Below are 25790 nucleotides of genomic sequence, written 5' to 3'. Positions count from 1 at the left end.
AGAATACTACTCGATTCCTTTTTGAATGCAAGGGTGACAGATGCTAACTGGTTTATAATTAATCAGTTAGCGATAAACCGCTTCTCATCTGTCAGAACCTGCAAAAGCAGGCCCAACTGCGGTTTTTGATCTTTCAGCTTCTTACCCTGCAGGTTATACGTCTGGTAATTCCCGTTGCTGTTCAGCACCAGGGTCAGCCCCGGAGTGGTGATCGCCAGAGCATTATTTCCTGCAGCCGTCACCCAGTTATGGCGACGCGTGGCGCTGAAGAGATCTTGTCCTTGTGAATACTCATTTGCTGGCGTGCTGACGTGCAGCAGGCGTTGCATCAGAGTGGTCATCACATCTTTATGTTCGGTAAGCATGTTGATGCGCTGCGCCGGCGTGCCCGGCCAGTGGATCACCAGTGGAACATGAAGGTTTGGACGCGACCAGCTCATACTCTGCGTCTCGTCGCCCAGCGGTATGCCATGACCGGCGGTAACGATCACCACGGTATTATCCAGCTTGCCTGATGTGCGCAACGCGTCGAGCACGCGGCCAATCTGTACATCAACATCGCCTGCTGCGCGGCTGTAGCGGCGGGCAAAGCCTTTCTGGTTACTGTCTTCAAACGTAGTGCCGTTAAACGCAATCCAGGAGAACCAGCGGTTATCTTCCTGCGCGTAGCGCTGAAGCCAGCTTACCCACTGATTGGCTGTCTGCTCATCCGACTGATTTTGCGCGGCCGGTAGAGAGAAATCAGACAGCAATGCCTGGCGGTACAGCGCGCTATTAAAGCCATCTGATGAGAACAGCCCTAACTGGTAGCCTTGTTGATTCAGTCCGGTGATCAGCGCAGCAGGAGTGCGTGCAGAAAGCACTCCGTCCATGTATCCGGCAGAGATCCCGTAGAACAGGCCAAAAATACCGGCATCAGCTGAGTTACCGGAGCTCATATGCTGTGTGAACGATATATTCTTGCTGGCAAAATCGGCCAGCGCAGGCATCTGTTTCTCGTAATTTGAATAATTAAGACCATCGACGGTGATCAGCAGAACGTTCTGCCCAGCCCCCATATCGCGATAGTGCAGATCGTTCAGTGGATACTGAACGGTGACCGCCTCCGGATTACCTTGTTCAACCAGACGACGCTGATACTCCTGCGCATCCAGCAGACCGTGCTTCTCAAGGAAACGACGGGCCGTCATCGGGTAAGAGAGTGGCAGGTTTGCACGCTGCATGGTAATGGGGCGATAGAAGTTCGCATCCGCCCAGATGTACATGACGTGCGAACTAATAAATGACACGAAAAAGAGCGCTGCCACGGGCTTCGCGTAATGGCGTCGCCGGGTCAGGCTGCGGAGTTTTTGCCAGCTCCAGGTGGCAAACAGCATCTCAATCAGAAGAATGACCGGGACGCTGATAAACATCAGCTGCCAGTCACGGGCTGTTTCATTCTGATCGGGGTTAATCACCAGTTCCCAGACAATGGGGTTGAGATGCAGGTGGAAGCGGGTGAACACTTCGCTGTCGATAAGCAGCAGCGTCATGCCCGCTGTTGCAAGGATGACGGATAAGAACCGCATCAGACGCTGCGAGATGACGACAAACGTCAGGGGGAACAAAATCAGCAGGTAGGTGGCGAAAACCAAAAAGCTAAAGTGACCGACTACGCTCATCCAGGAGTAGATACGCCCGACAAGCGTTGTTGGCCAGTCTGCCACAAACAGGTAACGACAGCCTATGACCGCCGCTATCAGAATGTTAAACAAGGCAAACCAGTGCCCCCAACTCACCATCTGGGAGACTTTTTCACGGTAGCGCTGACGATTCGTCACCATAAACTGTTGTTCGTTTCCCTTAATGGGCCTGGTCGTCGCTAACGGATGACTGTAAAGCCTGGGCGAAAGATTTTGCGATCGCCTGACGCTGAGCCGGAGCAACGCTGGTATTGATAAGGTTGGTGACCATATTTCCCAACACCATCAGGGAAAGATCGGTCGGCGTTTTATGTTTTTCCAGTACGTTGACCAGCTCACTGAGCAGTTGTTCAACGTGTTCATCACTGTAGCGGGAATGTTGTGGCATAAATCAAAATCAGTTTGTGGATGAAAGGGCAACATATTACCGTAGCAACAGCTTTTTTTCCCCTTTTTTATAGCCTAAATAATTCGGGTTGCACACATGTGTTGGGTGGTGGTTGAATACCGCCCGGTCTAAAAGGAGAGTTTATCATGAGTCTGGAAATCAACCAGATTGCCTTGCACCAGCTTATCAAGCGTGATGAGCAAACCCTTGAAGTGGTGCTGCGCGATTCGTTACTGGAACCCACGGCGACCGTTGTGGAAATGATGGCGGAGTTACACCGCGTCTATAGCGCAAAGAATAAAGCCTATGGTCTGTTCAGCGAAGAGAGTGAACTGGCCGACAGCCTGCGCCTGCAACGTCAGGGCGAAGAAGATTTCCTGGCGTTTAGCCGTGCAGCAACAGGACGTCTGCGCGATGAACTGGCGAAATACCCGTTTGCTGACGGCGGTATTGTGCTGTTTTGTCACTATCGTTACCTGGCGGTTGAGTATTTACTGGTAACCGTGCTGAACAATTTGAGCAGTATGCGTGTGAATGAACAGCTGGATATCAGCTCAACACACTATCTGGATATCAACCATGCGGATATTGTGGCGCGTATTGATTTGACCGAGTGGGAAACAAACCCGGAGTCAACCCGCTATCTGACCTTCCTGAAAGGACGAGTGGGCCGTAAAGTGGCTGATTTCTTTATGGACTTCCTCGGAGCCAGCGAAGGCCTTAATGCTAAAGCGCAGAACAAAGGACTGTTGCAGGCGGTTGATGATTTCACGGCGGAGGCGCAGCTTGATAAATCTGAGCGTCAGACCGTGCGTCAGCAGGTATACAGCTACTGCAACGAACAGCTGCAGGCGGGTGAAGAGATTGAGCTGGAGTCGCTGTCCAAAGAGCTGGCGGGCGTGAGTGAAGTGAGCTTCCAGGAATTTACGGCTGATAAAGGTTATGAGCTGGAAGAGAGCTTCCCGGCGGATCGCAGTACGCTGCGCCAGTTAACCAAATTTGCCGGCAGCGGCGGTGGCTTAACGGTTAACTTTGATGCCATGCTGCTTGGGGAACGCATTTTCTGGGATCCCGCAACTGACACGCTGACCATCAAAGGCACGCCGCCGAACCTGCGCGACCAGCTGCAGCGTCGGACGTCCGGTGGTAAATAACAGCCATAAAAAAACCCCGCAGAAGCGGGGTTTTTCTCGACGTGTTTGCGATTACGCGCGAACGAAGTCGATGTGAGACAGTTTTGGCTTGAACGGGTGACGCTGAACAGCCTGAACTTTCACTTTTTCTTCTTTACCGCCAACAACGATGGTCAGAACTTCGCTGTAGAATTCAGCTTTGTTCTGCAGGTTCCACAGTTTGTCGTGATCCAGTTCGATAGCAACTGGAGCAGCTTCGCCACCGTAAACGATAGCCGGGAACTTGTTAGCGTTACGCAGGCGGCGGCTCGCACCCTTACCCTGCACGTTACGTACTTCTGCTTCGATAGTAAACATTGATTTCTCTCTGTATTTAAAACCCTGCTACAGGCGACCCAGCAGCAGGTGAGTGTTCTGCCTCACGGATGTGAAGCGGGCGGCATTTTATACTCAAATGCACTTCACATCAATGAAAAGTCCCGCTAACCCCGTAATTCATTCGCCCTGCGAAAGCGTCCTTCATAGTCGAAAACTTTCTCACGTACCTGCCAGAACTGGCCTTTCTTCCTGGCGACAACAAAATCAGGATGGCGCAGCAACACTTGCTGATGCACGATATCCGCCACGGTTATCCAGCGCAGCGGTACGCCCGGCGTACGGGTGTGCGGGCGGATAAAGAGCTGCTCAAAGGCCGTTCGCTGTGCCGGGGTGTGCACCCTGAACCGTTCGCTGACATCGGCACCGTCTTCATCGTAATAGGTGATTTTCAGCCACTCACCTTTTTCATCTGCCCCGGTGTGCAGCGTCATACCGGAACAGCGGAGTACCAGCGCATCTTTAAGCTTCAGCGCCGCCTTGAGCATGTCGTCAGGATCGACCAGTATCGTGTCACATTCGCGGCAGCGGCGGGCGGCAATATCGTTTTCGGCATTACATTGCGGGCAGTTTTTAAAGCGGAAACGGAAATCGCACTGTTCACGATGCCCTTCGTCATCTTCAAACCAGCCCTGACAGCGGCGGCCAAAATGTTCAATCAGCGTGCCGTCAGCGGTGGTTTTACCCCAGAAGGTGTTGGCAAACCCGCAGGCAGGGCAGAAGACCTGTACCGGCACATTGTCACTTTTGCCTTTTGGCGTGCCGACTTCAGGGGAATAGAGGTCATGCGGGTTACCGGCGTAATCGAGGATCAGACAGTCGGTTTTTCCCGGTGCCAGGCGCAGGCCGCGTCCGACAATTTGCTGATACAGACTGACGGATTCGGTTGGGCGTAAAATGGCAATCAGATCGACGTGCGGCGCATCAAACCCGGTGGTTAATACCGAGACGTTGACCAGATAGCGAAACTGTTGCGCTTTAAAGGCGTCAATCAGGCTGTCGCGCTCCGGGCCGGGTGTTTCACCGGTGATCAATGCGGCATCGTCAGCGGGCAGCAACCCGGTGATTTCTTTTGCGTGCTCGACGGTGGCGGCAAAAATCATCACCCCTTTGCGTGTCTGCGCGAACTCTTCAATCTGGCTGATGATATGCGGGGTAATGCGCTTTTGTTTTTTCAGCTCCTGGTTAAGGTCTGCTTCGCTGAACAACCCGTTGTTTTGCGCCTGAAGGCGGCTGAAATCGTACTGTACCACTGGCATATCCAGCCGCTCTGGCGGCGTCAGATAGCCGTGCTTGATCATGTAGCGCAACGGGAGTTCATAGATGCAGTCGCTGAACAGGGCTTTATCATCCCCGCGTACCATGCCGTGATAATGGAAGCGATAAATCCAGCCTTTACCCAGACGAAACGGCGTTGCCGTCAGGCCGAGAAGACGTAAGTGAGGATTGACCTCTTTCAGGTGCGTAAGGATTTGTTGATACTGGCTGTCGTCGTCATCGCTGATGCGGTGGCACTCGTCGACAATCAGCAGTGAAAATTCGCTACGAAACAGGTCAAGGTTACGGGCAACTGACTGTACGCTGCCAAACACCACTTTACCGTGGCTCTCTTTGCGCTTGAGCCCGGCGGCAAAGATATCGGCTTCAAGCCCGAGTGCGCAATATTTGGCATGGTTCTGGGCCACCAGCTCTTTGACGTGTGCCAGCACCAGCACGCGCCCGCGTGCCAGACGTGCCAGTTCGGCGATCACCAGGCTTTTGCCTGCACCGGTTGGGAGCACAATGGCTGCCGGTTCCTGATGTTTGCGAAACCAGGCAAGGGTGGCGTCAACGGCTTCCTGCTGGTAGGGGCGAAGTGTAAAAGTCATGGTGTCTCGGTTTGGTTATTCCGCACATAGTATGCCACGAAACTTTTTCCCTTGAGTGGCGCAACCAGACCATTATACTGAACCGTTCCTGACTGCTTCTTTTTCGGACATGTTGTTCGACTCCAGCACCATTAAGTAAGGCAAAAAAGACTTCATGCGACTTGATAAGTTTATCGCTCAGCAACTCGGCGTAAGCCGCGCTATTGCCGGACGTGAAATCCGCGCCAGCCGTGTTACCGTGGATGGCGATATTGTGAAAGACACCGCTTTCAAACTTCAGCCTGAGCACCAGGTTGAGTATGACGGCAATCCGCTGACCCAACAGCATGGCCCACGCTATTTCATGCTCAATAAGCCGGAAGGGTACGTGTGCTCGACCGACGATCCCGATCACCCGACGATCCTCTATTTCCTGGATGAGCCGGTGGCGCATAAGCTGCATGCTGCGGGTCGTCTGGATATCGACACGACCGGGCTGGTGCTGATGACCGACGATGGCCAGTGGTCGCACCGTATCACCTCTCCGCGTCATCACTGTGAAAAAACTTACCTGGTGACGCTGGAATCTCCGGTTGCCGATGGCACGGCTGAACAATTCGCCAAAGGCGTTCAACTGCATAATGAAAAAGATCTGACTAAACCGGCAGTGCTGGACGTGATCACCCCGACTGAAGTCCGTTTGACCATCAGCGAAGGGCGCTACCATCAGGTGAAACGTATGTTTGCTGCAGTAGGGAACCACGTTGTGGGCCTGCATCGTGAACGTATTGGTGAGATTGAACTCGATCCGGAACTGGAGCCTGGTGAATACCGTCCGCTGACGGAAGAAGAGATCGCCAGCGTCGGGCTGCCTTCGCATTAATTTCAGGAGAACTCTGTGACCACCAGGCCACATTCGTCTTTCAAAATCGTGTTCATTCTTGGTCTGCTGGCCATGTTAATGCCGCTGTCCATCGACATGTATCTGCCTGCGCTACCGGTGATTTCCGCACAGTTTGGCGTACCGGCGGGCAGCGCACAGATGACGCTCAGTACCTATATTCTCGGTTTTGCCATTGGCCAGCTTCTTTACGGCCCAATGGCGGACAGCCTCGGGCGCAAGCCAGTGATTCTGGGTGGAACACTGATCTTTGCCGGCGCGGCGGTGGCCTGTGCACTGGCTCAGACCATCGATCATCTGATCGTTATGCGCTTTTTCCACGGTCTGGCGGCGGCAGCGGCAAGTGTGGTCATTAATGCCCTGATGCGCGATATTTACCCGAAAGAAGAGTTCTCCCGCATGATGTCGTTCGTCATGCTGGTGACCACCATTGCACCGCTGGTGGCCCCGATGGCCGGTGGTGCAGTGCTGGTGTGGTTCAGCTGGCATGCGATTTTCTGGATCCTGGCGCTTGCGGCGCTGCTGGCATCGGCGATGATTTTCTTCTTTATTGATGAAACACTGCCCGTCGAGCGCCGGCAGAAATTCCATATCCGCACCACGCTTGGCAACTTTGCGTCACTGTTTCGCCATAAGCGCGTGCTGAGCTACATGCTGGCAAGCGGCTTCAGCTTTGCCGGGATGTTCTCTTTCCTGAGCGCCGGGCCGTTTGTGTACATTGAGCTGAACCACGTTTCACCGCAGCACTTTGGTTATTACTTCGCGCTGAATATCGTGTTCCTGTTTGTGATGACCACCATTAACAGCCGTTTTGTCCGGCGGGTCGGTGCGATCAACATGTTCCGCGCCGGGCTGTGGATCCAGTTTGTGATGGCTATCTGGCTGGTGCTGAGTGCGTTCCTGGGCGTGGGCTTCTGGGCGCTGGTGGTGGGCGTTGCGGCCTTTGTCGGCTGCGTTTCGATGGTCTCTTCCAACGCAATGGCGGTGATCCTCGACGAGTTTCCACATATGGCAGGCACGGCGTCTTCGCTGGCAGGGACATTCCGCTTCGGGATTGGTGCTGTTGTGGGCGCGCTGCTCTCAATGGCGACGTTTAACACGGCCTGGCCGATGCTGTGGGCGATTGCATTCTGTGCAACCAGCTCTGTTCTCTTCTACCTCTATGCCAGCAGGCCACATAAAGCGGCTAATTAAGGCGCACATCAGGCCCGAATAGGGCCTTTTTGTTGATGCATGTCAACCAAACCTTCGTTCGTTTACCCTGTGTTTGTTTCTTTTATGTAAAATCTATTTGTGTAAAAAGTCACATCATTGTATTTAAAAAGGTTGAGTTAGATCGCAGAAACGGGTACATATAGCGCCGACGCGAACCTGTAACGCCTATAAAAACCGCTAATTAGTGCAGGTTTGCAATCATGTGTTACTATAAATGTAAATAAATTGTGAAGTAAATTTTGCTTCCGGGGAACGAACGTGAATACAATACAACTCTCCATTGTCCATCGCTTGCCCCAGAGCTATCGCTGGTCGACGGGTTTTGCAGGTTCGAAAGTTGAACCGATTCCGCAAAACGGCGCAGGTGGTGAGAATTGTCTGGTTGCACTCAAGCTGCTTAGCCCGAGTGATGAAGACGCCTGGCCGGTTATGGAACGCCTTAGCCAGGCACTGACTGATATTGAAGTGGACAGCTCCGTGCTGGAGTGTGAAGGTGAGCCGTGCCTGTTTGTGAAAAGTCAGGATGAGTTTGCTGCCACCTGCCGTCTGAAAAATTTTGGTGTGGCAATTGCGGAGCCTTTCTCCGGCCAGTACCCGTTCTGAGTGTTAGTCAGTCGATAACAGCTGGCGCGTGTAGCTTTGCGTCGGCGCAGCGAATACGCGCTGGCATTCTCCCTGCTCGACCACTTCTCCCTGTCGCAACACAATTACCTGATGGCATAGCGCCCGCACCACCTGTAAATCATGGCTGATAAAAATGTAGGCCAGCCGGTGCTTTTCCTGTAATCCCTTCAGGAGTGCCAGGATCTGCGCCTGCACGGTTCTGTCCAGCGACGAGGTCGGTTCATCCAGAATAATCAGCTCCGGCTTCAGGATCAGCGCCCGGGCAATAGCAATACGCTGGCGCTGTCCGCCGGAGAATTCGGCAGGGTAGCGGTGTCGCGTATCGGGATCTAATCCCACTTCCACCATTACCCGCATTACCTCTTCTTCACGCTGCTGAGCCGTCAACCCAGGCTGGTGGACGCGTAAACCCTCTTCGACAATCTGCAAAATGCTCAACCGTGGGTTGAGTGAAGAGTTGGGATCCTGAAAAACAACCTGCATGCGCGGGCGTACAGGCAGCATCTGGCGGCGATTCCAGCTGTGCAGCGGCATGCCGTCAAAGAGGATTTCACCCTGCGAGGCGATTAAGCGCAGCAGCGCCAGGCCAGTGGTGCTTTTACCTGAGCCGGACTCGCCAACCAGCCCGAGCGATTCTCCCGGACGCAGGGAAAAGCGGATGTTTTTCAGCACCGGGTTCTGGTCGACAACGCGTCGCAAAATACCTTTGCGTATGGGGAACGAGACGCTCAGCCCCTCAACGCGCAGCAACGGCGTACTGTCAGCGTTCAGGGGAACCGGGTCACCTGAGGGTTCGCTATCGAGCAAACGCCGCGTATACGGGTGCTGAGGCGCATTCAGTAGCCGGGTTGCCGCATTTTGCTCTACGCAGCGCCCGTTTTGCATCACGGCGACGCTGTCCGCCAGCTTTTTCACGATGCTCAGGTTGTGGGTGATAAACAGCAAACTCATGTTGAGCTCGTTACGCAATTCCCGCAGCAGCTGCAGGATCTGCGCCTGTACCGTGACGTCCAGTGCTGTTGTTGGCTCATCGGCAATCAACAGTTCAGGACGTGTGAGCAGAGCCATTGCAATCATCACGCGCTGGCGTTCACCTCCGGAAAGCTGATGAGGGAAATCATTCAGCCGTTTGGCCGCATTGCGAATGCCAGTGCGTTCAAGACAATCGAGGATTTCGCCACGCGCCGCTTCTTTACGCATGCCACGGTGCAGGGAGAGCACTTCGTAAAGCTGTTTTTCAAGCGTATGCAGCGGGTTGAGTGAGACCATCGGCTCCTGGAAAATCATGGCAATTTTATTACCACGGATCCCGCGCAGGATCTGTTCATCGGCGTGCAGTAGCGAGCTGCCGTGAAACAGAATATCCCCCTGTGGGTAGCTCACCGGGGGAGAAGGGAGCAAGCGCAGCACGGAAAGCGCCGAGACACTTTTGCCGGAACCCGATTCACCCACCAGCGCCAGGGTTTCGCCCGGCTTGATCTGTAGAGACAGGTCGCTGACCACCGTACGAGTCTCACCTTGCTTCGAAAACGCAATCGACAGGTTATCGATACTGAGAAGAGGTTGCGTCATCTTATTCCGCCTTGTTGGGATCAAAAGCATCGCGCACGGCTTCGCCAATAAAGATCAGCAGCGAAAGCAGCACAGCCACAGAGAGAAAGGCGGTGATGCCAAGCCAGGGGGCCTGCAGGTTGTTTTTTCCCTGCAGCAACAGCTCGCCGAGCGATGGAGAGCCAAGCGGTAACCCGAAGCCGAGGAAATCGAGCGAGGTGAGGGTGGTGATGGAGCTGCACAGAATAAAGGGCAGGAAGGTCAGGGTCGCGACCACGGCGTTAGGGAGCATATGACGGAAGATGATCCCGCGGTCGCTAACCCCAAGTGCCTGTGCGGCACGAATATAGTCAAAATTACGCGTACGCAGAAATTCTGCACGGACGACTCCCACCAGCGCCATCCAGCCGAACAGGACGGTGATCCCCAGCAGCCACCAGAAATTCGGCTGTACCACGCTTGAAAGCAGGATGATCAGAAACAACGTCGGCATACCTGACCACACTTCAATGACACGCTGACCCCAGAGGTCAATTTTTCCGCCGTAGTAACCCTGAACGGCCCCCGCCACGACGCCCATCACGCTGGAAAAAAGCGTCAGCATCAGCCCAAAGAGGATGGAGATGCGCGTACCGTAAAGAATGCGCGCCAGCACATCGCCACCGTTGGCATCCGTTCCCAGCCAGTTTTGCGTGGAGGGCGGTGAAGGGAAGGGGCTGGCAGTGGCAAAGTTAATGCTGTTTGCCCCAAACCGTACCGGTGCCCAGAGCGCCCAGCCGTGTTGCTCAATCTGTTTGCGAAGCCACGGATCCTGGTACTCCGCAGGTGTCGCAAAAGGGCCACCAAAGTCGCTTTCACTGTAGTTGGCGAGCACGGGGACATACCAGCGGTCGTTAAAATGCACCAGCAGGGGTTTATCGTTGGCAATCAGTTCAGAACACATGCTGAGGACAAACAGGACGGCAAAGATCCACAGCGACCAGTAGCCACGACGATTGTGGCGAAAACGGGCCCAGCGGGCCTGGTTGACGGGGCTTAAACGCGGCATCAGCGGCCCTCAAAATCGATTCGGGGATCGACCAGCGTATAGCTGATATCACTGATGATATTCAGCAGCAGGCCAATCAGGGTGAAAATATAGAGTGTGCCAAACATCACCGGATAATCACGTGACACGGTGGCCTCATAACCCAACAATCCCAACCCGTTCAGCGAGAACATCACCTCTATCAGCAGCGAGCCGGTAAAAAACATACTGATGAACGTGGCCGGGAATCCGGCAATCACCAGCAGCATGGCGTTGCGGAAAACGTGCTTCCACATAATCTGCTTTTCACCGACCCCCTTCGCGCGCGCGGTGACAACGTATTGTTTGCGAATTTCATCGAGAAAGGCGTTTTTGGTCAACATGGTCAGGGCCGCGAATCCCCCAATGACCGTTGCAAGAACCGGCAGCGTGATATGCCAGAAATAGTCGGTGATTTTTTTGTACCACGGCAGGGTGCTGAAATCCGCCGACACTAATCCCCGCAGTGGGAAGATATCGAAATAGCTGCCACCGGCAAAAAAGACAATCAGCAGGACGGCAAACAGGAAGGCCGGGATGGCATAACCGATGATGATGAACGTACTGCTCCAGATATCAAAGCGGCTGCCGTTGTAAACCGCTTTACGGATACCCAGTGGAATGGAGACCAGGTAGATAATCAGCGTACCCCACAATCCCAGCGTGACGGATACGGGCAGGCTTTGCTTGATCAACGTTAAGACTGATGCACTGCGGAACAGACTGTCGCCAAAATCAAAACGGATGTAATTCCAGAGCATGTTGAAATAACGCTCGTGAATTGGTTTATCAAAGCCATAGCGATGGGTGATCTCGGCGATCACTTCCGGATCCAGCCCGCGTCCGCCCCGATAATGACTTTCGCTGATATTACTGACGCCGGTTCTGGCGTGGCTCGCTCCCATCCCTTCGCCACCACCGCCTGGCATACCGCCGCCGTTGCCAAATTCAATGGCCGCGATGGCCTGATCGACCGGGCCACCGGGAGCGATTTGCACGATAAAAAAGTTAATCGTGATAATCGCCCACAGGGTCGGGATAACCAGTAGCAGGCGGCGGATCAGATAAGCACCCATGATGATTCCTTAGCGTCGCTCAGCGGGGAGTGTGGCGGCTTTGTTGACGTCATACCACCAGGTGTCAAAGCCCAGCGAATAGATAGGGCGGATGGAGGGCTGAGAGAACTTGTTCCAGTGGGCAACACGGTCTTCGCCCATATACCACATGGGCAGCATGTAGTAATTCCAGGTTAAGACCCGGTCGAGGGCGCGCCCCAGAGGCAGGAGTTTGTCTTTATCACCCTGCGCTGCCACGATTTTCGCAATCAGTGCATCAACCGCCGGGCTTTTGACGCCAGGCGCATTGTAGGAGGAGTCGATATAACGGGATGCCCAGGAAATTTGCAGGTCAGAGCTTGGCCACGGCTGCGCGGGCCACAGGCGCTGCATCATGTCGTAATCGCGGCTGCGCATGCGGTTGGTGATTTGCGCATTATCTACCTGGCGAATATTCATGGTGATCCCCAGGCGCTCAAGATTATGCTTAAACGGCAGCACCCACTGATCGTTACCGCCGGACGAGAGCAGCAGCTCAAAACTCAGAGGTTTACCCGTTTGTACATTCACGCGTTTCTGGTTTTTCAACGGCCAGCCCGCGTCATCCAGTAGCTTGCTGGCCTTTAGCAGGTTATCGCGGTCGTAACCGTCTCCGTTCGACACCGGGGGCTGAAACACCGTGGTGAACACCTCTGGCGGCAGTTCAGCTTTTAGCGGGGCCAGCAGGACCAGCTCGTCAGCCTTTGGGTAATCCCGTGCGGCATATTCGGTATTCTGGAAATAACTGTTGGCACGGCTGTAGGCTCCGTAAAACAGCGCCTTGTTCATCCATTCGAAGTCAAACGCCAGAGAAATAGCTTCCCGAACCCGACGGTCGGTAAACACCGGGCGCTGAATATTAAACGCCAGCCAGCGCGTATCCTGAGCGGACTCATTTTTGTGCTCGTCTTTGACGATGTAACCTTTTGCGAAGTTTTTCCCGATATAACGTGTTGCCCAGTTTTTGGCACTGCTCTCCTGGCGTAGATCGAAGGCTCCGGCTTTAAACGCCTCAAATGCCACGTTGTCGTCGAGATAGTAATCGTAGCGAAGGGTGTCGAAGTTCCAGCGGCCCCGGTTTACCGGCAGGTTTGCCGCCCAGTAGTTTTTGACACGGGAATAGACCACATATTGCCCCATACGCCAGTCGGTAATACGGTAGGGGCCTCCCGCCAGTGGCGGCGTGGAGAGAGGGTCACTAAGCTTGTGATCTTTCCAGAACGATTCCGGCATGACGGGCAGCGAGAACAGGCTGAGCATGTTCTCTTTATTCGGCTCGCTCAGTTCGATACGTACGGTGAGTGGGGCGATGGCCTTGACCGTTGCGCCTTTGTACACCAGGCGGAACTGAGGAACACCTTCTGTCATAAATTTATGGAAGGTGAAGGCCACATCGCGGGCGCTAACCGGTGTACCGTCATGGAAACGCGCCCGGGGGTTAATCGAGACTTCAGCCCAGGCAAAATTATCCGCGTAACGAACGTTATCGGCCACCAGCGGGTAGTAACTACCGGGTTCATCGTCAGAGGTAACAAAGAGCGTGTCGTAAAGGGATTCTGTCCGTGCAGCGGCCACGCCACGCAGGGCGAAACGGTTAAAATTGTCGAACGTCCCCGTGGCAGAGAGTGTTACATTCCCGCCTTTGGGGGCGGCCGGGTTAACGTAATCGAAATGCGAAAAGTTAATCTCGTACTTCGGCTCACCAATCACGGAAAACGCATAGTTTTCTTTGATGGTTTGCGCCTGGCTGGACAGGCTCGTTAATGCCAACAGCAGCAACATGAAGCGCATAAGCATCTCGCGACGGCTCCCTCTTTTTACTGGCGTGCTCAGTTATGCTGAATAATAAGTGACGCTGCCGTCATTGTGAAATTATTCACTGGCTGGCGGTAAATCTGGCTGCCATTTTCTGAACTGTTCCAGCGGCATCGGGCGGCTAATCCAGTAACCCTGCAGGAAGTTAACGCCATGTTCACGCAGCCAGGTCGCCTGTTCAGGTGTTTCCACGCCTTCCGCGACGGTCAACATATTCAGGCGTCTTGCCAGCATCAGCACAGCATCAAGCACCGGTGATGTGACGGTTTCCATACCAATCGTGTTGACAAAACCCCGGTCGATTTTGATGTAATCCATTGTGAAGTGTTCAAGGTAAATCAGCGCACTGTGGCCAGTACCAAAATCATCGATCGCAATCTCAAACCCTTCGTTGTGCAGCCACTCGAACAGCGTGTTGGCTTCCCGATGTTTCAGCATATCGCGCTCGGTGATTTCCAGCACAGTCTGGAAATGATCCGGCGGCAGCAGGGCATTAAAGGTGCGCATATCTTCTTTGAAGCTTTCTGCATGCAGGTGCCCCGGCGCAATGTTAATACCCAGTTTTGCACCCTGCGGTAACACGCTCTGCAATATGGGGGCATCGCGGATGATGAGGTCAAAAAGATGCAGCGTCAGTGGGACAATCAACTTCTGTGCTTCGGCAAAATTGATAAAGGCGTCAGGTGGGATTTCACCCATAGTGGGGTGTTTCCAGCGCATCAATACCTCGACGCCGCGCATTTTGAGCTCTTTTGCGTCCACCACAGGCTGATAGACCACATAGAACTGGCCGCGTTTAATGGCGCTTAAAATCTCTTTGCCCGGGTTCAGGCGCGTGCTGAGGATATAGAAATTGAGCGACCCGGCCGCGATACCACATACCAGCCCGAAGAACAGCGCGTACAGCATCTCTTCGCTCGTCCATGCTTTTGCATACAGTTTAAGCGTAAGGGGAACGTCTTTCAGCGTGGCGGTACGGGCGGACATCACAGGCAAATCGCGGACATTGACCAGCGCACTGGACATCGTTGATAACGCATGGTCGTCAATGATGATGGCAATGCCCGCAAAATCATCCTGTCGCTCGGTATAAAGCAGGTATGGCGTCAGATTAAGATTTATCGAGGTAAACACACCACCGTCTTTGACCAGAGGGTTGCGATACCAGATGGCAATAGCCGGTTTATTGGGCAGCATTGGCGTACCCTGCAGCAGCACCATATCAACCTGCTTGTTGATGTGAAGCTCGGGGATGAGCTCCTCCATCGGAACGTTCATCGCCCCCGTTGCTGAAGAACAGAATGCATTTTTGTCTCTGACCAGTAAAAAGGCACGGACATTGAGACTAAAGGCTGCGCGTGAGGTGAGTTCGGCACTGACGTCGTGGCACGTGCTGAGCGTGAGCGGCTGGAGGGTATCGATCGATGTTTTCAAATCATCGAAATACGACTCCATGTAAACGCTCAAATCCGTCATCAAGGTATTTAACCTGACTTCCCGCTTGTGGTAACTCCAGAAAAACTGCAATGAGCCCAGGAGCAGGGCAATGAACAGACCTGTAATAATACTGAGGATCAGTATCTTGCGATTGCTGGAGAAGTAGCGGGTGAACATAGAGGTCGTGGTTCCTGAATTGCCGCTGAATGTGTTCAGTGTAACGGGCAAAAAAAAACACCGCCGAAGCAGTGCTTTTTTTTATCATATCGCCAGCCAAGGGAATAACCAGCGATACAATTGCGATCTTAACTGCGAGTCAGTACGCGACGAGCTTCGTTGTAGCGTTTCTTCCAGTAAGGTTCGTTCATGCTGGAAATGGTCACACCGCTGCTGGTGGAGGCATGCACGAACTGGTCGTTACCAATGTAGATGCCAACATGCCGACCTGTAGAACCCGCGTTGAACAGGACTAAATCACCTGTGCGCAGTTTGGTACGTGAAATCGACTTGCCCATCTCCTGCTGTTCATAAGTTGAACGCGGAAGATCTAACCCAAATTGCTCACGGAAAGTACGCTGTACAAAACCGGAACAATCGATACCTGTTTTCGTGCTGCCGCCCAGACGATAACGCACGCCTTTCCAGTCAGCATACTGGTCCATAATGCGGGACTTCACGTCCAGATTACGTACCATATTCTCAAATTCATCCTGAGAAGCTTGCAGTGAAGAGGAATCTTCCATTCCCACAACACGCGTCTCAGGATGCATATTCTTTGCGGTGTTCGATGTACTACATGCAGATAACAGTACCGCAACTGCTATCGCCGGGATTCCCCGTAAGATATATCTCAAAATCGGTTGAGATTTGACCATTTTGTTTATTTTCCCTTGAAGTCCTTAACGATAAATATCGTTATAAAAATGCCAAACGTGACGAGACTAATTATCTGTGCACATCGAGACAATTCTTTCTGGTCAGATTTGTGGTACAGCGCACAAATTTATTCACCATGATAATAATTATCTCTATGGGGCAAAACGAGTTCGAGATTAACCGATTGCTGGGGGCATTGCGAGCAAAAATGTCCGTTTTTTTATAAGAAATTGTGATACAGGAAGTGAATAAACGGGATTGCTCAAAATACCATCGATTTAGGTTAAAAATCATGCAACGCATTCATTTGTATCATGAATAATATGACAAAATGATGACGATAAAGGCAATGAGTGGAGAAAAATTCATCAGGGATCGACAATGATCCCTGATGGATGACGTTAATTCAGGTTGGTTATTTGTTTTTAATTTGTTGCATTTTGCCGGGAAGATGGTGCCCGAACAGCGCTATTATCCTGTCGCTGAGTGGTGTCATCAGGCACCACGGCAGGGCAATCAACGCAACAGAGAGCGAGCCGACGGCAATATCGGTGAACCAGTGTGCGCCAATCATTACGCGTGGGAAGGCAAAAACCACAAAAATAATCAGGGATATTGCAAAGGCTTTTTTGCCGAAATAGCGCAGCATTATTGTGGAAAAAATAAGCAGCATCATTCCGTGATCGCCAGGGAAACTGTTCCGGGAAGCATCTTTCGTCGGAATATGCAGCAATTCACTGACGCGATAAATATCAGTAAAAAAGAGCGTTGGGCTGGAGCGCTTAACCGGAATAATCGCCGTCGCCAGCTGGTTAATCACAACGGCAAACAGCAGCATCACCAGACCAATAATCAGAATATGGCGGCGGCCTGATTTGTCTTCTTTTAACCAGAACGAGAGCATCAGGCAGCCCATTGCCAGAAGCGAACAGCCGTCAAAGGCGCGGTTATTCGTCACGGCTACCAGCCACAGAAACGCCGGGCTCTTTGCCAGTGCCTGGTTGAAGAAATGAAAAATAGCGGAATCCAGGGGAAACCAGAAACCATGATTCACCGGGAGGTACCAGGAGAAAAAGAGCGCCAGACCGGCGACATTAAGCAGCAAAATCAGAGAAAATCGAGTCGTCATAGCATTCAGCGAACAGTTAAATCAGGGGCAACGTTAGCCATCTGAACTTAAACGAAGCTTCAACAGGCTGGACTGCAGGGCGTTCCAGTCGGCGTTAACCGCACTAATTAACTCTATCCGGCTATCTGGTGGCGAAACATTTTGCGTTTCGATAAAGAAATCAGCGCCCTGACGGTTGATGCGCACCAGTCCGTCCTGGGTTCGCATGACCCCTTTAACGCGATCGACCGGGGCAAGTCTGGCCCATTCCAGGATACCGATAGTGTCAAAAACGGTATCGGCATCAAAGATCCATCCGCAGGCCTGATACCCCTGACCACTGTTCAGATTACGACGCCAGCGCTGGTGTTCCGGCAGGCTCAACGCCGCCAGACCTTGCTTCAGTGGATGGCTATGGACATGTTCCGGGCTTGCAGGGAGTTCTGCCTGGTTCAGCCGGGGAAGGTCAAGCAGGGCGTTGTCAATCTTGCCCTGAGTGGTCTGAACGCGTTTACGATTGCCACCCGCATGTTGCCACCAGACATCCAGTGCTGCCTGGCTTTCTGCTGTCGCGCGATCGTCTTTATTGGCGACGATAATATCTGCCGAGGCCAGTTGATCGCGGAAGTTTTCATTTGCCACGGTTTTCTCATCCAGAAGCTGACGTGGATCGAGAAGGCACAGCGTGGCACGCAGATCGATCCACGGCTCGTAAACCGGTGCGGTCAGTAAATCGAGGATTTGCTTTGGGTGACCCAGCCCGGTGGGTTCAATCAACAAACGGTCTGGTTTGCCCTGACGCAGCAGCGTGTTCAGTCCAACCTGCATCGGCAGGCCATTTACACAGCACATACACCCGCCTGGGATCTCTTTAATCAATGCGCCGCTGTCTGACAGTAACGCACCGTCGATACCGACTTCGCCAAATTCATTGACCAGGACGGCCCATTTTTCCGCGGGATCTTTATGGGCCAGCAGATGCAGGATTGAGGTGGTTTTACCGCTGCCGAGAAAACCGGTGATGAGGTTGGTTTTGGTCACATGCGCTCCAGAAGGTCGTTGTGATGCTATAACAATTACCCATCATCCTGGCGAAAAAAGAGCGTAATGAGAAGAGGAAGGGCGAACGGAGGTGATTTCCGTTCGCGTTAATCGCAATAAATGTTAAATATTTAACGTTTCGATAACGGCCTGGCGTGCGCCATGCCGGGCAATACGCTGGTATGCCTGGTTGACAGCATCCACAAAGACGTTGTCCAGCGGGAGATCCTGACCAAAGACTTCATTCAGCCCCAGCAGGGCGTTGACGCGATCCGTGTCGCTGGTGTTCTCGACAATCGCGCGGATTTTATCGCCGAGCGGATCGCGCACATCAATCGGGTTTCCACGTTCGTCAACGCCGCTGACGTAGCGTATCCACCCTGCAACGCCCAGCGCCAGCAGCGGCCACGCGCTTTTACGCTCAAGATGCACCCGAATTCCGTCCAGCATGCGCTGAGGTAGCTTCTGGCTACCGTCCATCGCAATTTGCCACGTACGGTGCCGGAGCGCCGGATTGGCAAAACGGTCGAGCAGGCTGTCGGCATACGCGGTGAGGTCGACGCCTGTGATACGTAGTGTGGGGGCTTGTTCATTGAGCATGAGCTGGCGTGCGGCTTCGCGGAAGCTGGCGTCCTGCATACATTCATTAATATGCGGATATCCGGCGAGATAACCCAGATACGCCAGGAAAGAGTGACTGCCGTTGAGCATCCGCAGTTTCATCTGTTCCCACGGTAAAACGTCCTGCACCAGCTGGACGCCTGCCACATCCCATTCCGGGCGTCCGGCGACAAAGTTATCTTCGACTACCCACTGAATAAACGGCTCGCAGCTGATGGCGCACGGATCTTCAACGCCGAGTTCCCGGGTAATTTCCGCAAGCGTTTCATCGGTGGCGGCGGGAACAATTCTGTCGACCATTGTCCCCGGGAAGCTCACGTGTGTGTCAATCCACCCGGCCAGCTCTGAGGAGCGTTTCTGGGCCATGCCGAGTACGGCGTTTTTCACCACGTGGCCGTTGTCAGGGATATTGTCGCAGGACAGAACGGTGAACGGTGCCAGGCCGCGCTCGCGGCGACGATGGAGCGCTTCGACCAGGATCCCCGGCGCGGAATGCGGTTCAGCCGGATTTTCCAGATCGTGAAGAATCCGGGCGTTTTGCATATCCAGCTTTCCGGTTGCGGGGTCGATGCAATAGCCTTTTTCGGTGATGGTGAGCGAAACGATGGCCACCTGTGGTTCGCAAAATTTCTCAATAATGGCGGCCAGCGAGTCCAGCTTTGCGTTCAGACATTCATGCACGGCACCGACAATAATCGGCTGATTTCCCTCCGCTCCTTTCTCCAGCACGGTGAACAGATGATCCTGCGCACGTAGCTGGCTCATCAGCACATCCCCGCTGAAGAGGCTAATCTCACAGATCCCCCAGTCGCCTCCTTTTGCATTTAGCACCCGGTTTGTTAACAACGCCTGATGCGCGCGGTGAAATGCACCAAACCCAAAGTGAACGATACGTGAGCGTAAAAGCTGGCGATCGTAGTGAGGTTGCTGGACGTGGGCAGGAAGCACGGTGGAGGCAATAGTCTTCATGAAATACACACCTGATTAACCATTAATTAACAATGGCAGTGTAAAGTTATATGACAACAAATTAAATTGGTAAGCCGTAAATATCCCCGTTCTGTGAGTTTGATCAATCAACGTGTGGCGGTGTATTGACCCTTCTGGTTAAACATGTATGGTAGTCGTCATCGTGATAGTGAGTATTGGTATAACAACTTAAGAGGTGGGCAAATGGAACAAACCTGGCGTTGGTACGGGCCGAACGATCCAGTTTCTCTTGATGACGTGCGTCAGGCTGGCGCAACGGGTGTCGTCACGGCGCTGCATCATATTCCTAACGGTCAGGTGTGGCCGGTAGACGAAATTCAAAAGCGTCAGGCAGTGCTGGCGGAAAAAGGTTTAACCTGGTCTGTTGTGGAAAGTATTCCGGTTCACGAAGACATCAAAACCCATTCAGGCGAGTATAAAACCTGGATTGCAAACTATCAGCAGAGCATTCGTAACCTGGCGGCCTGTGGCATTGATACGGTTTGCTATAACTTCATGCCAATCCTGGACTGGACGCGTACTGACCTTGAATATCAGATGGCAGACGGTTCAAAAGCGCTGCGTTTTGATCAAATTGCCTTTGCCGCATTTGAGCTGCACATTCTGAAGCGCCCGGGTGCTGAAGCCGATTACACCGCAGAAGAACAACAGCAGGCGCTTGCGTGGTTTAACGCGGCCAGTGAAGCCGATATCGAAAAGCTGACCCGCAATATTATTGCCGGCCTGCCGGGTGCCGAAGAGGGCTACACGCTGGATCAGTTCCGCGCGCGTCTGGCGGAATACGGTGAGATTGATAAAAACCAACTGCGCGAAAACATGGCGCACTTCCTGCGCGCCATCGTGCCGGTGGCAGAAGAGGCGGGCGTTCGCCTGGCCGTACATCCGGACGATCCTCCGCGTCCAATCCTCGGCCTGCCGCGTATCGTGTCCACCATTGAAGATATGCAGTGGCTGAAAGAGACGGTGGATAGCATCTATAACGGCTTTACTATGTGTACCGGTTCTTACGGTGTGCGTGCGGATAACGACCTGGTGCGGATGATTGAAACCTTTGGCGATCGCATCCACTTTACGCATTTGCGGGCAACCTGTCGTGAAGACAACCCAAAAACCTTCCACGAAGCAGCGCACCTGAACGGTGACGTGAATATGGTCGCGGTAGTGGATGCTATTCTGGCGGAAGAGGCACGTCGCAAGCGTGAGGGGGATTTACGTCCTATCCCGTTCCGTCCGGATCACGGGCACCAGATGCTGGACGATCTGCGTAAGAAAACCAACCCGGGCTATTCGGCGATTGGCCGTCTGAAAGGGATGGCGGAAGTGCGCGGTGTTGAACTGGCGCTGAAGATGACGAAGTATCCTGAACTGCTGTAAAAGAAAAACCCGGCGAAAGCCGGGTTTTTCGTTTTAGTCAGCACGACCCATATAGCGTTTTTCTTCAATATGGATGCGGATTTTCTCACCCGCGGACAGGTATTCAGGAACCTGTACAACCAGACCGGTGGTCAGCGTTGCTGGCTTGTTGCGGGCACTTGCAGATGCGCCTTTGATGCCAGGTGCTGTTTCAACGATTTCCAGATCAACAGTCTGCGGCAGTTCCAGCGCCAGCAGAACGCCATCCCAGGTCAGAACCTGCATGTCAGGCATACCGCCTTCAGGAATGAACAGCAGCTCTTCTTCAATCTGATCTTTAGTGAAGATATACGGGGTGTAATCTTCTTTATCCATGAACACGTATTCGTTGCCGTCGATGTAAGAGAAGTCGACATAGCGACGGGTCAGGGTTACGGTATCCACGATATCGTCGCCCTTAAAGCGCTCTTCAACCTTCAGGCCGGTACGAACGTCGGAGAAACGCATTTTGTACAGCGTTGCTGCACCACGGGCGCTAGGGGCCTGAATATCGATATCTTTCACAATCAGCAGTTTGCCGTTGTAATTCAGTACCATACCTTTCTTAATTTCGTTCGCTCTTGGCATTGCAGTAATCCTGTTTACGGGAGGTCAAAAATATCGCGCCAAATTACTCGCGCGCGGCCTTTCAGGCAAGTGGAATTCGTGGCTTTTGCTATCAATACGCAAAAGGTGTTACTGTGCGCGCGATGCCCGATTACGCGGGTATTTGTCACCGAAGAGAGCATTTATGGATTGTCGTCCAGATTGTGGCGCGTGCTGTACTGCACCGTCTATTTCCAGCCCCATTCCAGGAATGCCGGAAGGCAAGCCTGCCAACACCCGCTGTGTTCAGCTCTCTGAAACCAACCTGTGTATGATTTTTGGCTCGCCCCTGCGCCCGAAGGTGTGTTCCGGGCTTCAGCCTACGGGTGAAATGTGCGGCAGCACGCGAGCACAGGCAATGACGTATCTTCTTGAGCTGGAAACGCTCACCGCGCCTTAAACGTCTTTGATCCGTGCCAGACAGCCTATCGTCAGGGTACACATTACCAGAGCAATCCAGAACACCGTGTGATAGTTCCAGATCTCCGCAACCACCCCGGCCATTGAACCTGCAATGATCCAGCCCACGCGGGTGGTATTAGTATAAAGGGTGGTAGCTGAACCTGCCTGACCCGGCATCAGATCCTGGAAGTAGAGCATACCAATCCCGGCCAGTATGCCGATATAAATGGCGTTCAGCAGTTGTAAAGCCAGCAGCAACCCCGGCGTGTGTACCGTCAGCATACCGACATAGAAAAGCAGCCCGGCAACGGCGGCGATACGCATCAAAAAACGCTTCCCGAAGCGCTTCGCATAATAACCCGCAATCAACATGGTCGGGATTTCCAGGCCTGCCGCGGTGCCCATCATGATCCCCGCCAGCTTCTCCGGCAGATGCAGCTCATCAATAATAAACAGCGGCATGTTGATGATGTAAAGGCTGTTTGTGCCCCACATTAGCGTGCAGATAATAAAGAGGAGTAGCGCATCACGGCGATGGCGACGCGGAGCTTCCAGCGCACCTGTTGCCGCCTTCGGCTCTTTACGCATCGACGGCAGGAAGAACCACACCATTGTGCCACACACCACAAACGCGACAGCTGCGCTCAGGTACATTACCGTAAAGCCAAACCCCATCGCCAGCGCGTAGGCCAGCGGCGGGCCAATCACCCACGCCAGCGACACCTGAGCGCGCAGAATGGAGCTGAACATCACCGCTTCACGTCCGGTGTGGTCGGCATGTTCGCGGGCAAGGGCAAACATCTGCGGGTTCGCGGTTGAGCCAAAGCTGCTCAGGAACACCCCCACAAACAGCAGAATGAAGTAGTTTCGGTTCCAGGCAAACAGGATACAGGCGAACACGCCCAGCAGGCAGCAAAAGACGATCAGACTTTTACGATCGCCTTTTCTGTCGGAACGGCCAGCCAGAAACTGGCTGACCAGGATGCCGATGATAGCGCTTCCGGTAAAGAAGAAACCCACCATAGCCGGACGGGCGTGGACTTCATTGGTCAGAAACAGACTGAGCGTGGGGGTCTGTAACGCACCGGCGATCCCGGTGAGGAAGGCAACAATCAAAAACGCCGATGACGTCAGATCAAAAGGCTTCGGTGGGGCGGCGGCGGGGGTGTTATGCATGTTCACTATCAGCAGTTCAGAAAGAGAGGCGGAGTTTACGCCGCGAGTCAGAAAATAAACAGAGATCGTGGTTAATTTAGACACGAAAAATCAAAATAGTATTTCAACTTACCCGTTCCAGCTGATGGATGCTGAAGGTAGCTGAAATGGTGGTGCTGGACGTCAGCAAAAATCAGCTGAATGACAAAGAAATGTGGTGCATCTCTAAATTCTGAAATGAGAAATGTAACTTTCCTTGCAACACTTTGCAGAAAGAGCAAGACTTTTTGAAACGTTTCAGCGCTTTCTTGTTTTGACTGATGGAACAGGTTAGCGCATTTTTTCTCATATGAGCTGAAACGATTCAATTTCAGCAGGAGAGGAGAACCATGTTCCAGTTATCTGTACAGGATATTCATCCGGGCGCACAGGCCGGGAATAAAGAAGAGGCTATTCGCCAGGTTGCTGCTGCCCTCGTGCAGGCGGGCAACGTGGCTGACGGCTACGTTAACGGCATGCTGGCACGCGAGCAGCAAACCTCGACCTTCCTCGGCAATGGCATCGCGATCCCGCACGGTACGACGGACACCCGCGATCAGGTGCTGAAAACCGGCGTTCAGGTTTATCAGTTCCCGCAGGGCGTGCTGTGGGGCGACGGTCAGGTGGCGTACGTGGCCATCGGCATTGCTGCCAGCAGCGACGAGCACTTAGGTTTGCTGCGCCAGCTGACGCACGTACTGAGCGATGATTCGGTTGCTGAGCAGCTGAAATCGGCCACCACGTCTGAAGAGTTGCGTGCCTTGCTGATGGGCGAAAAACAGAGCGAAGCGCTGAAACTGGATAATGAAACGCTGACACTGGATGTCGTTGCCTCCGATCTGGTGACGCTGCAGGCGCTGAACGCGGGTCGTCTGAAAGAAGCCGGTGCGGCAGACGCTGCATTTGTGGCAAGTGTAGTTAACGATAAACCGCTGAACCTGGGACAGGGTATCTGGCTGAACGACAGTGCTGAAGGCAACCTGTTCAGTGCTATCGCGGTCAGCCGTGCGGCCAGCGCATTTGACGTAGACGGCGATCGCGCAGCGATGCTCGTGACCGTCGCCATGACGGATGATCAGCCGGTTTCCGTGCTGAAACGTCTGAGTGACATGCTGCTGAGCAACAAAGCTGAAAAATTGCTGAACGCTGATGCGGCGACGCTGCTGGCGTTGCTGACCAGCGACGACGCGCTGACGGATGACGTGCTGAATGCTGAGTTTGTCGTGCGTAACGAACACGGCCTGCATGCCCGTCCTGGCACGATGCTGGTTAATACTATTAAACAATTCGAAAGTGAGATCACCGTGGCTAATCTGGATGGCACAGGCAAACCGGCCAATGGGCGTAGTCTGATGAAAGTGGTCGCGCTGGGCGTGAAGAAAGGACACCGCCTGCGTTTTACCGCGCAGGGTGCAGATGCTGAACAGGCGCTGAAAGCGATTGGCGACGCCATCGCGGCGGGTCTGGGGGAGGGCGTATAATGAGCAGACGTGTTGCGACTATTACGCTGAACCCGGCTTATGACCTGGTGGGGTTTTGCCCGGAAATTGAGCGCGGCGAAGTAAACCTCGTGCGTACCACTGGCCTGCATGCTGCAGGCAAAGGGATTAACGTCGCGAAAGTGCTCAAGGATCTCGGTATCGATGTCACCGTAGGCGGATTCCTCGGCAAAGATAACCAGGATGGTTTCCAGCAGCTGTTCAGCGAGCTGGGGATTGCTAACCGTTTTCAGGTCGTTCAGGGCCGTACCCGTATCAACGTCAAACTGACGGAGAAAGACGGTGAAGTGACCGATCTGAACTTCTCTGGCTTCGAAGTGACGCCGTCTGACTGGGAGCGTTTTGTTAACGATTCCCTGACCTGGCTGGGTCAGTTCGACATGGTGTGCGTGAGCGGCAGTCTGCCGTCCGGTGTTAGCCCGGAAGCGTTCACCGACTGGATGACGCGCCTGCGTAGCCAGTGCCCATGTATTATTTTTGACAGTAGCCGTGATGCGCTGGTTGCCGGTCTGAAAGCGGCTCCGTGGCTGGTTAAACCTAATCGCCGCGAGCTGGAGATCTGGGCTGGCCGTAAGCTGCCAGAATTAAAAGACGTGATTGATGCTGCACATGCGCTGCGCGAGCAGGGTATTGCTCATGTGGTGATTTCTCTTGGTGCAGAAGGTGCGTTGTGGGTTAACGCTTCTGGCGAATGGATCGCCAAACCGCCATCGGTAGAGGTTGTCAGCACCGTTGGCGCAGGGGATTCAATGGTTGGTGGCCTGATCTATGGCCTGCTGATGCGCGAATCCAGTGAACATACTTTACGCCTTGCCACCGCCGTTGCTGCCCTGGCCGTGAGCCAGAGCAATGTCGGTATTACCGATCGTACCCAGTTGGCCGCGATGATGGCGCGCGTTGACTTAAAACCTTTTAACTAACAGCAGGAGAGGA

General features: G+C 53.4%; 23 protein-coding genes. 8 read left to right on the top strand and 15 right to left on the bottom strand.

Going from position 1 to position 25790, the window contains the following annotated elements; translation table 11 throughout:
- Window positions 1–62: 62 nt before the first annotated feature.
- Window positions 63–1823, bottom strand: coding sequence for an LPS biosynthesis-modulating metalloenzyme YejM (gene yejM, locus ACJ9N4_RS04020; protein ID WP_182918692.1), 1761 nt, complete (start codon window positions 1821–1823; stop codon window positions 63–65).
- 19 nt (window positions 1824–1842) lie between these two features.
- Window positions 1843–2070 (bottom strand): YejL family protein, encoded by a 228-nt coding sequence (locus ACJ9N4_RS04015; protein WP_001135586.1) that lies wholly within the window; start codon window positions 2068–2070, stop codon window positions 1843–1845.
- A 146-nt stretch (window positions 2071–2216) separates the two neighbouring features.
- Between ACJ9N4_RS04015 and yejK the strand changes: the two genes are divergently transcribed.
- Window positions 2217–3224 carry a nucleoid-associated protein YejK gene (gene yejK, locus ACJ9N4_RS04010; RefSeq protein WP_063214742.1) on the top strand — a complete coding sequence of 336 codons (1008 nt, stop codon included), beginning with the start codon at window positions 2217–2219 and terminating at the stop codon, window positions 3222–3224.
- Window positions 3225–3275: 51 nt separating this feature from the next.
- Here yejK and rplY read toward each other — a convergent pair whose 3' ends face one another.
- Together rplY and ACJ9N4_RS04000 are read right to left on the bottom strand one after the other, a co-directional pair.
- Window positions 3276–3560 (bottom strand): 50S ribosomal protein L25, encoded by a 285-nt coding sequence (gene rplY, locus ACJ9N4_RS04005; protein ID WP_182272087.1) that lies wholly within the window; start codon window positions 3558–3560, stop codon window positions 3276–3278.
- 125 nt (window positions 3561–3685) lie between these two features.
- On the bottom strand, window positions 3686–5446 hold the full coding sequence (locus ACJ9N4_RS04000; RefSeq protein ID WP_182918691.1) for a DEAD/DEAH box helicase: 1761 nt from the start codon (window positions 5444–5446) through the stop codon (window positions 3686–3688).
- 154 nt (window positions 5447–5600) lie between these two features.
- On the opposite strand from ACJ9N4_RS04000, the gene rsuA reads away from it, so the two are divergent.
- From rsuA to ACJ9N4_RS03985, 3 genes are all read left to right on the top strand, one after another.
- Window positions 5601–6308 carry a 16S rRNA pseudouridine(516) synthase RsuA gene (gene rsuA, locus ACJ9N4_RS03995; protein ID WP_411500266.1) on the top strand — a complete coding sequence of 236 codons (708 nt, stop codon included), beginning with the start codon at window positions 5601–5603 and terminating at the stop codon, window positions 6306–6308.
- Window positions 6309–6323: 15 nt separating this feature from the next.
- Window positions 6324–7520 (top strand): Bcr/CflA family multidrug efflux MFS transporter, encoded by a 1197-nt coding sequence (locus ACJ9N4_RS03990; RefSeq protein ID WP_182272084.1) that lies wholly within the window; start codon window positions 6324–6326, stop codon window positions 7518–7520.
- 279 nt (window positions 7521–7799) lie between these two features.
- On the top strand, window positions 7800–8144 hold the full coding sequence (locus ACJ9N4_RS03985; protein WP_182272083.1) for a YejG family protein: 345 nt from the start codon (window positions 7800–7802) through the stop codon (window positions 8142–8144).
- Between the two features lie 3 nt (window positions 8145–8147).
- On the opposite strand, the gene yejF is transcribed toward ACJ9N4_RS03985, so the two are convergent.
- The 9 genes from yejF to ACJ9N4_RS03940 form a co-directional block, all read right to left on the bottom strand.
- The gene (gene yejF, locus ACJ9N4_RS03980; RefSeq protein WP_182272082.1) at window positions 8148–9737 is read right to left on the bottom strand and encodes a microcin C ABC transporter ATP-binding protein YejF; all 1590 of its coding nucleotides are present in this window, start codon (window positions 9735–9737) and stop codon (window positions 8148–8150) included.
- Window position 9738: 1 nt separating this feature from the next.
- Window positions 9739–10764 (bottom strand): ABC transporter permease, encoded by a 1026-nt coding sequence (locus tag ACJ9N4_RS03975; RefSeq protein WP_182272081.1) that lies wholly within the window; start codon window positions 10762–10764, stop codon window positions 9739–9741.
- Entirely contained in the window at window positions 10764–11858 is a 1095-nt protein-coding gene (locus ACJ9N4_RS03970) for a microcin C ABC transporter permease YejB (protein ID WP_182272080.1), read from the bottom strand. The genes ACJ9N4_RS03975 and ACJ9N4_RS03970 overlap by 1 nt, the downstream gene beginning before the upstream one ends.
- Window positions 11859–11867: 9 nt before the next feature.
- Window positions 11868–13673 (bottom strand): extracellular solute-binding protein, encoded by a 1806-nt coding sequence (locus tag ACJ9N4_RS03965; protein ID WP_182272079.1) that lies wholly within the window; start codon window positions 13671–13673, stop codon window positions 11868–11870.
- 75 nt (window positions 13674–13748) lie between these two features.
- Window positions 13749–15305, bottom strand: coding sequence for a cyclic di-GMP phosphodiesterase (locus ACJ9N4_RS03960; protein WP_182272078.1), 1557 nt, complete (start codon window positions 15303–15305; stop codon window positions 13749–13751).
- A gap of 128 nt (window positions 15306–15433) precedes the next feature.
- The gene (gene mepS / locus ACJ9N4_RS03955) at window positions 15434–16003 is read right to left on the bottom strand and encodes a bifunctional murein DD-endopeptidase/murein LD-carboxypeptidase (RefSeq protein ID WP_182272077.1); all 570 of its coding nucleotides are present in this window, start codon (window positions 16001–16003) and stop codon (window positions 15434–15436) included.
- Between the two features lie 416 nt (window positions 16004–16419).
- Complete coding sequence (locus ACJ9N4_RS03950; protein ID WP_182918689.1) at window positions 16420–17133, bottom strand: phosphatase PAP2 family protein; 714 nt, start codon at window positions 17131–17133, stop codon at window positions 16420–16422.
- A gap of 33 nt (window positions 17134–17166) precedes the next feature.
- Window positions 17167–18153: a CobW family GTP-binding protein gene (locus ACJ9N4_RS03945; RefSeq protein ID WP_182918688.1), complete on the bottom strand. Its 987-nt coding sequence runs from the start codon at window positions 18151–18153 to the stop codon at window positions 17167–17169.
- A 123-nt stretch (window positions 18154–18276) separates the two neighbouring features.
- Window positions 18277–19743, bottom strand: coding sequence for a mannitol dehydrogenase family protein (locus tag ACJ9N4_RS03940; protein ID WP_182918687.1), 1467 nt, complete (start codon window positions 19741–19743; stop codon window positions 18277–18279).
- A gap of 204 nt (window positions 19744–19947) precedes the next feature.
- On the opposite strand from ACJ9N4_RS03940, the gene uxuA reads away from it, so the two are divergent.
- On the top strand, window positions 19948–21138 hold the full coding sequence (gene uxuA / locus ACJ9N4_RS03935) for a mannonate dehydratase (protein ID WP_182918686.1): 1191 nt from the start codon (window positions 19948–19950) through the stop codon (window positions 21136–21138).
- A 33-nt stretch (window positions 21139–21171) separates the two neighbouring features.
- Here the strand turns inward: uxuA and yeiP are convergent, their stop codons facing one another.
- Window positions 21172–21744: an elongation factor P-like protein YeiP gene (gene yeiP / locus ACJ9N4_RS03930; RefSeq protein ID WP_003859355.1), complete on the bottom strand. Its 573-nt coding sequence runs from the start codon at window positions 21742–21744 to the stop codon at window positions 21172–21174.
- Between the two features lie 163 nt (window positions 21745–21907).
- On the opposite strand from yeiP, the gene ACJ9N4_RS03925 reads away from it, so the two are divergent.
- Window positions 21908–22162, top strand: a complete 255-nt coding sequence (locus tag ACJ9N4_RS03925; RefSeq protein WP_182272072.1) for a YkgJ family cysteine cluster protein — start codon at window positions 21908–21910, stop codon at window positions 22160–22162.
- Here the strand turns inward: ACJ9N4_RS03925 and setB are convergent.
- Complete coding sequence (gene setB, locus ACJ9N4_RS03920; RefSeq protein ID WP_182918685.1) at window positions 22159–23340, bottom strand: sugar efflux transporter SetB; 1182 nt, start codon at window positions 23338–23340, stop codon at window positions 22159–22161. The two genes, ACJ9N4_RS03925 and setB, sit on opposite strands and share 4 nt — an antisense overlap.
- Before the next feature lie 368 nt (window positions 23341–23708).
- Here setB and fruB point away from each other — a divergent pair, with 368 nt between their 5' ends.
- On the top strand, window positions 23709–24839 hold the full coding sequence (fruB, locus tag ACJ9N4_RS03915) for a fused PTS fructose transporter subunit IIA/HPr protein (protein ID WP_182918684.1): 1131 nt from the start codon (window positions 23709–23711) through the stop codon (window positions 24837–24839).
- The gene (fruK, locus tag ACJ9N4_RS03910; protein ID WP_182272069.1) at window positions 24839–25777 is read left to right on the top strand and encodes a 1-phosphofructokinase; all 939 of its coding nucleotides are present in this window, start codon (window positions 24839–24841) and stop codon (window positions 25775–25777) included. The genes fruB and fruK overlap by 1 nt, the downstream gene beginning before the upstream one ends.
- Window positions 25778–25790: the final 13 nt, after the last annotated feature.

Origin of the sequence: Enterobacter sp. LM3 (assembly GCF_046622475.1) — a bacterium.
In the GTDB taxonomy this organism is placed as follows: Bacteria; Pseudomonadota; Gammaproteobacteria; order Enterobacterales; family Enterobacteriaceae; genus Enterobacter; species Enterobacter cloacae_P.
Note: the sequence above shows the minus strand (reverse complement) of the source record. Positions and strands in the feature narration are given on the sequence as shown.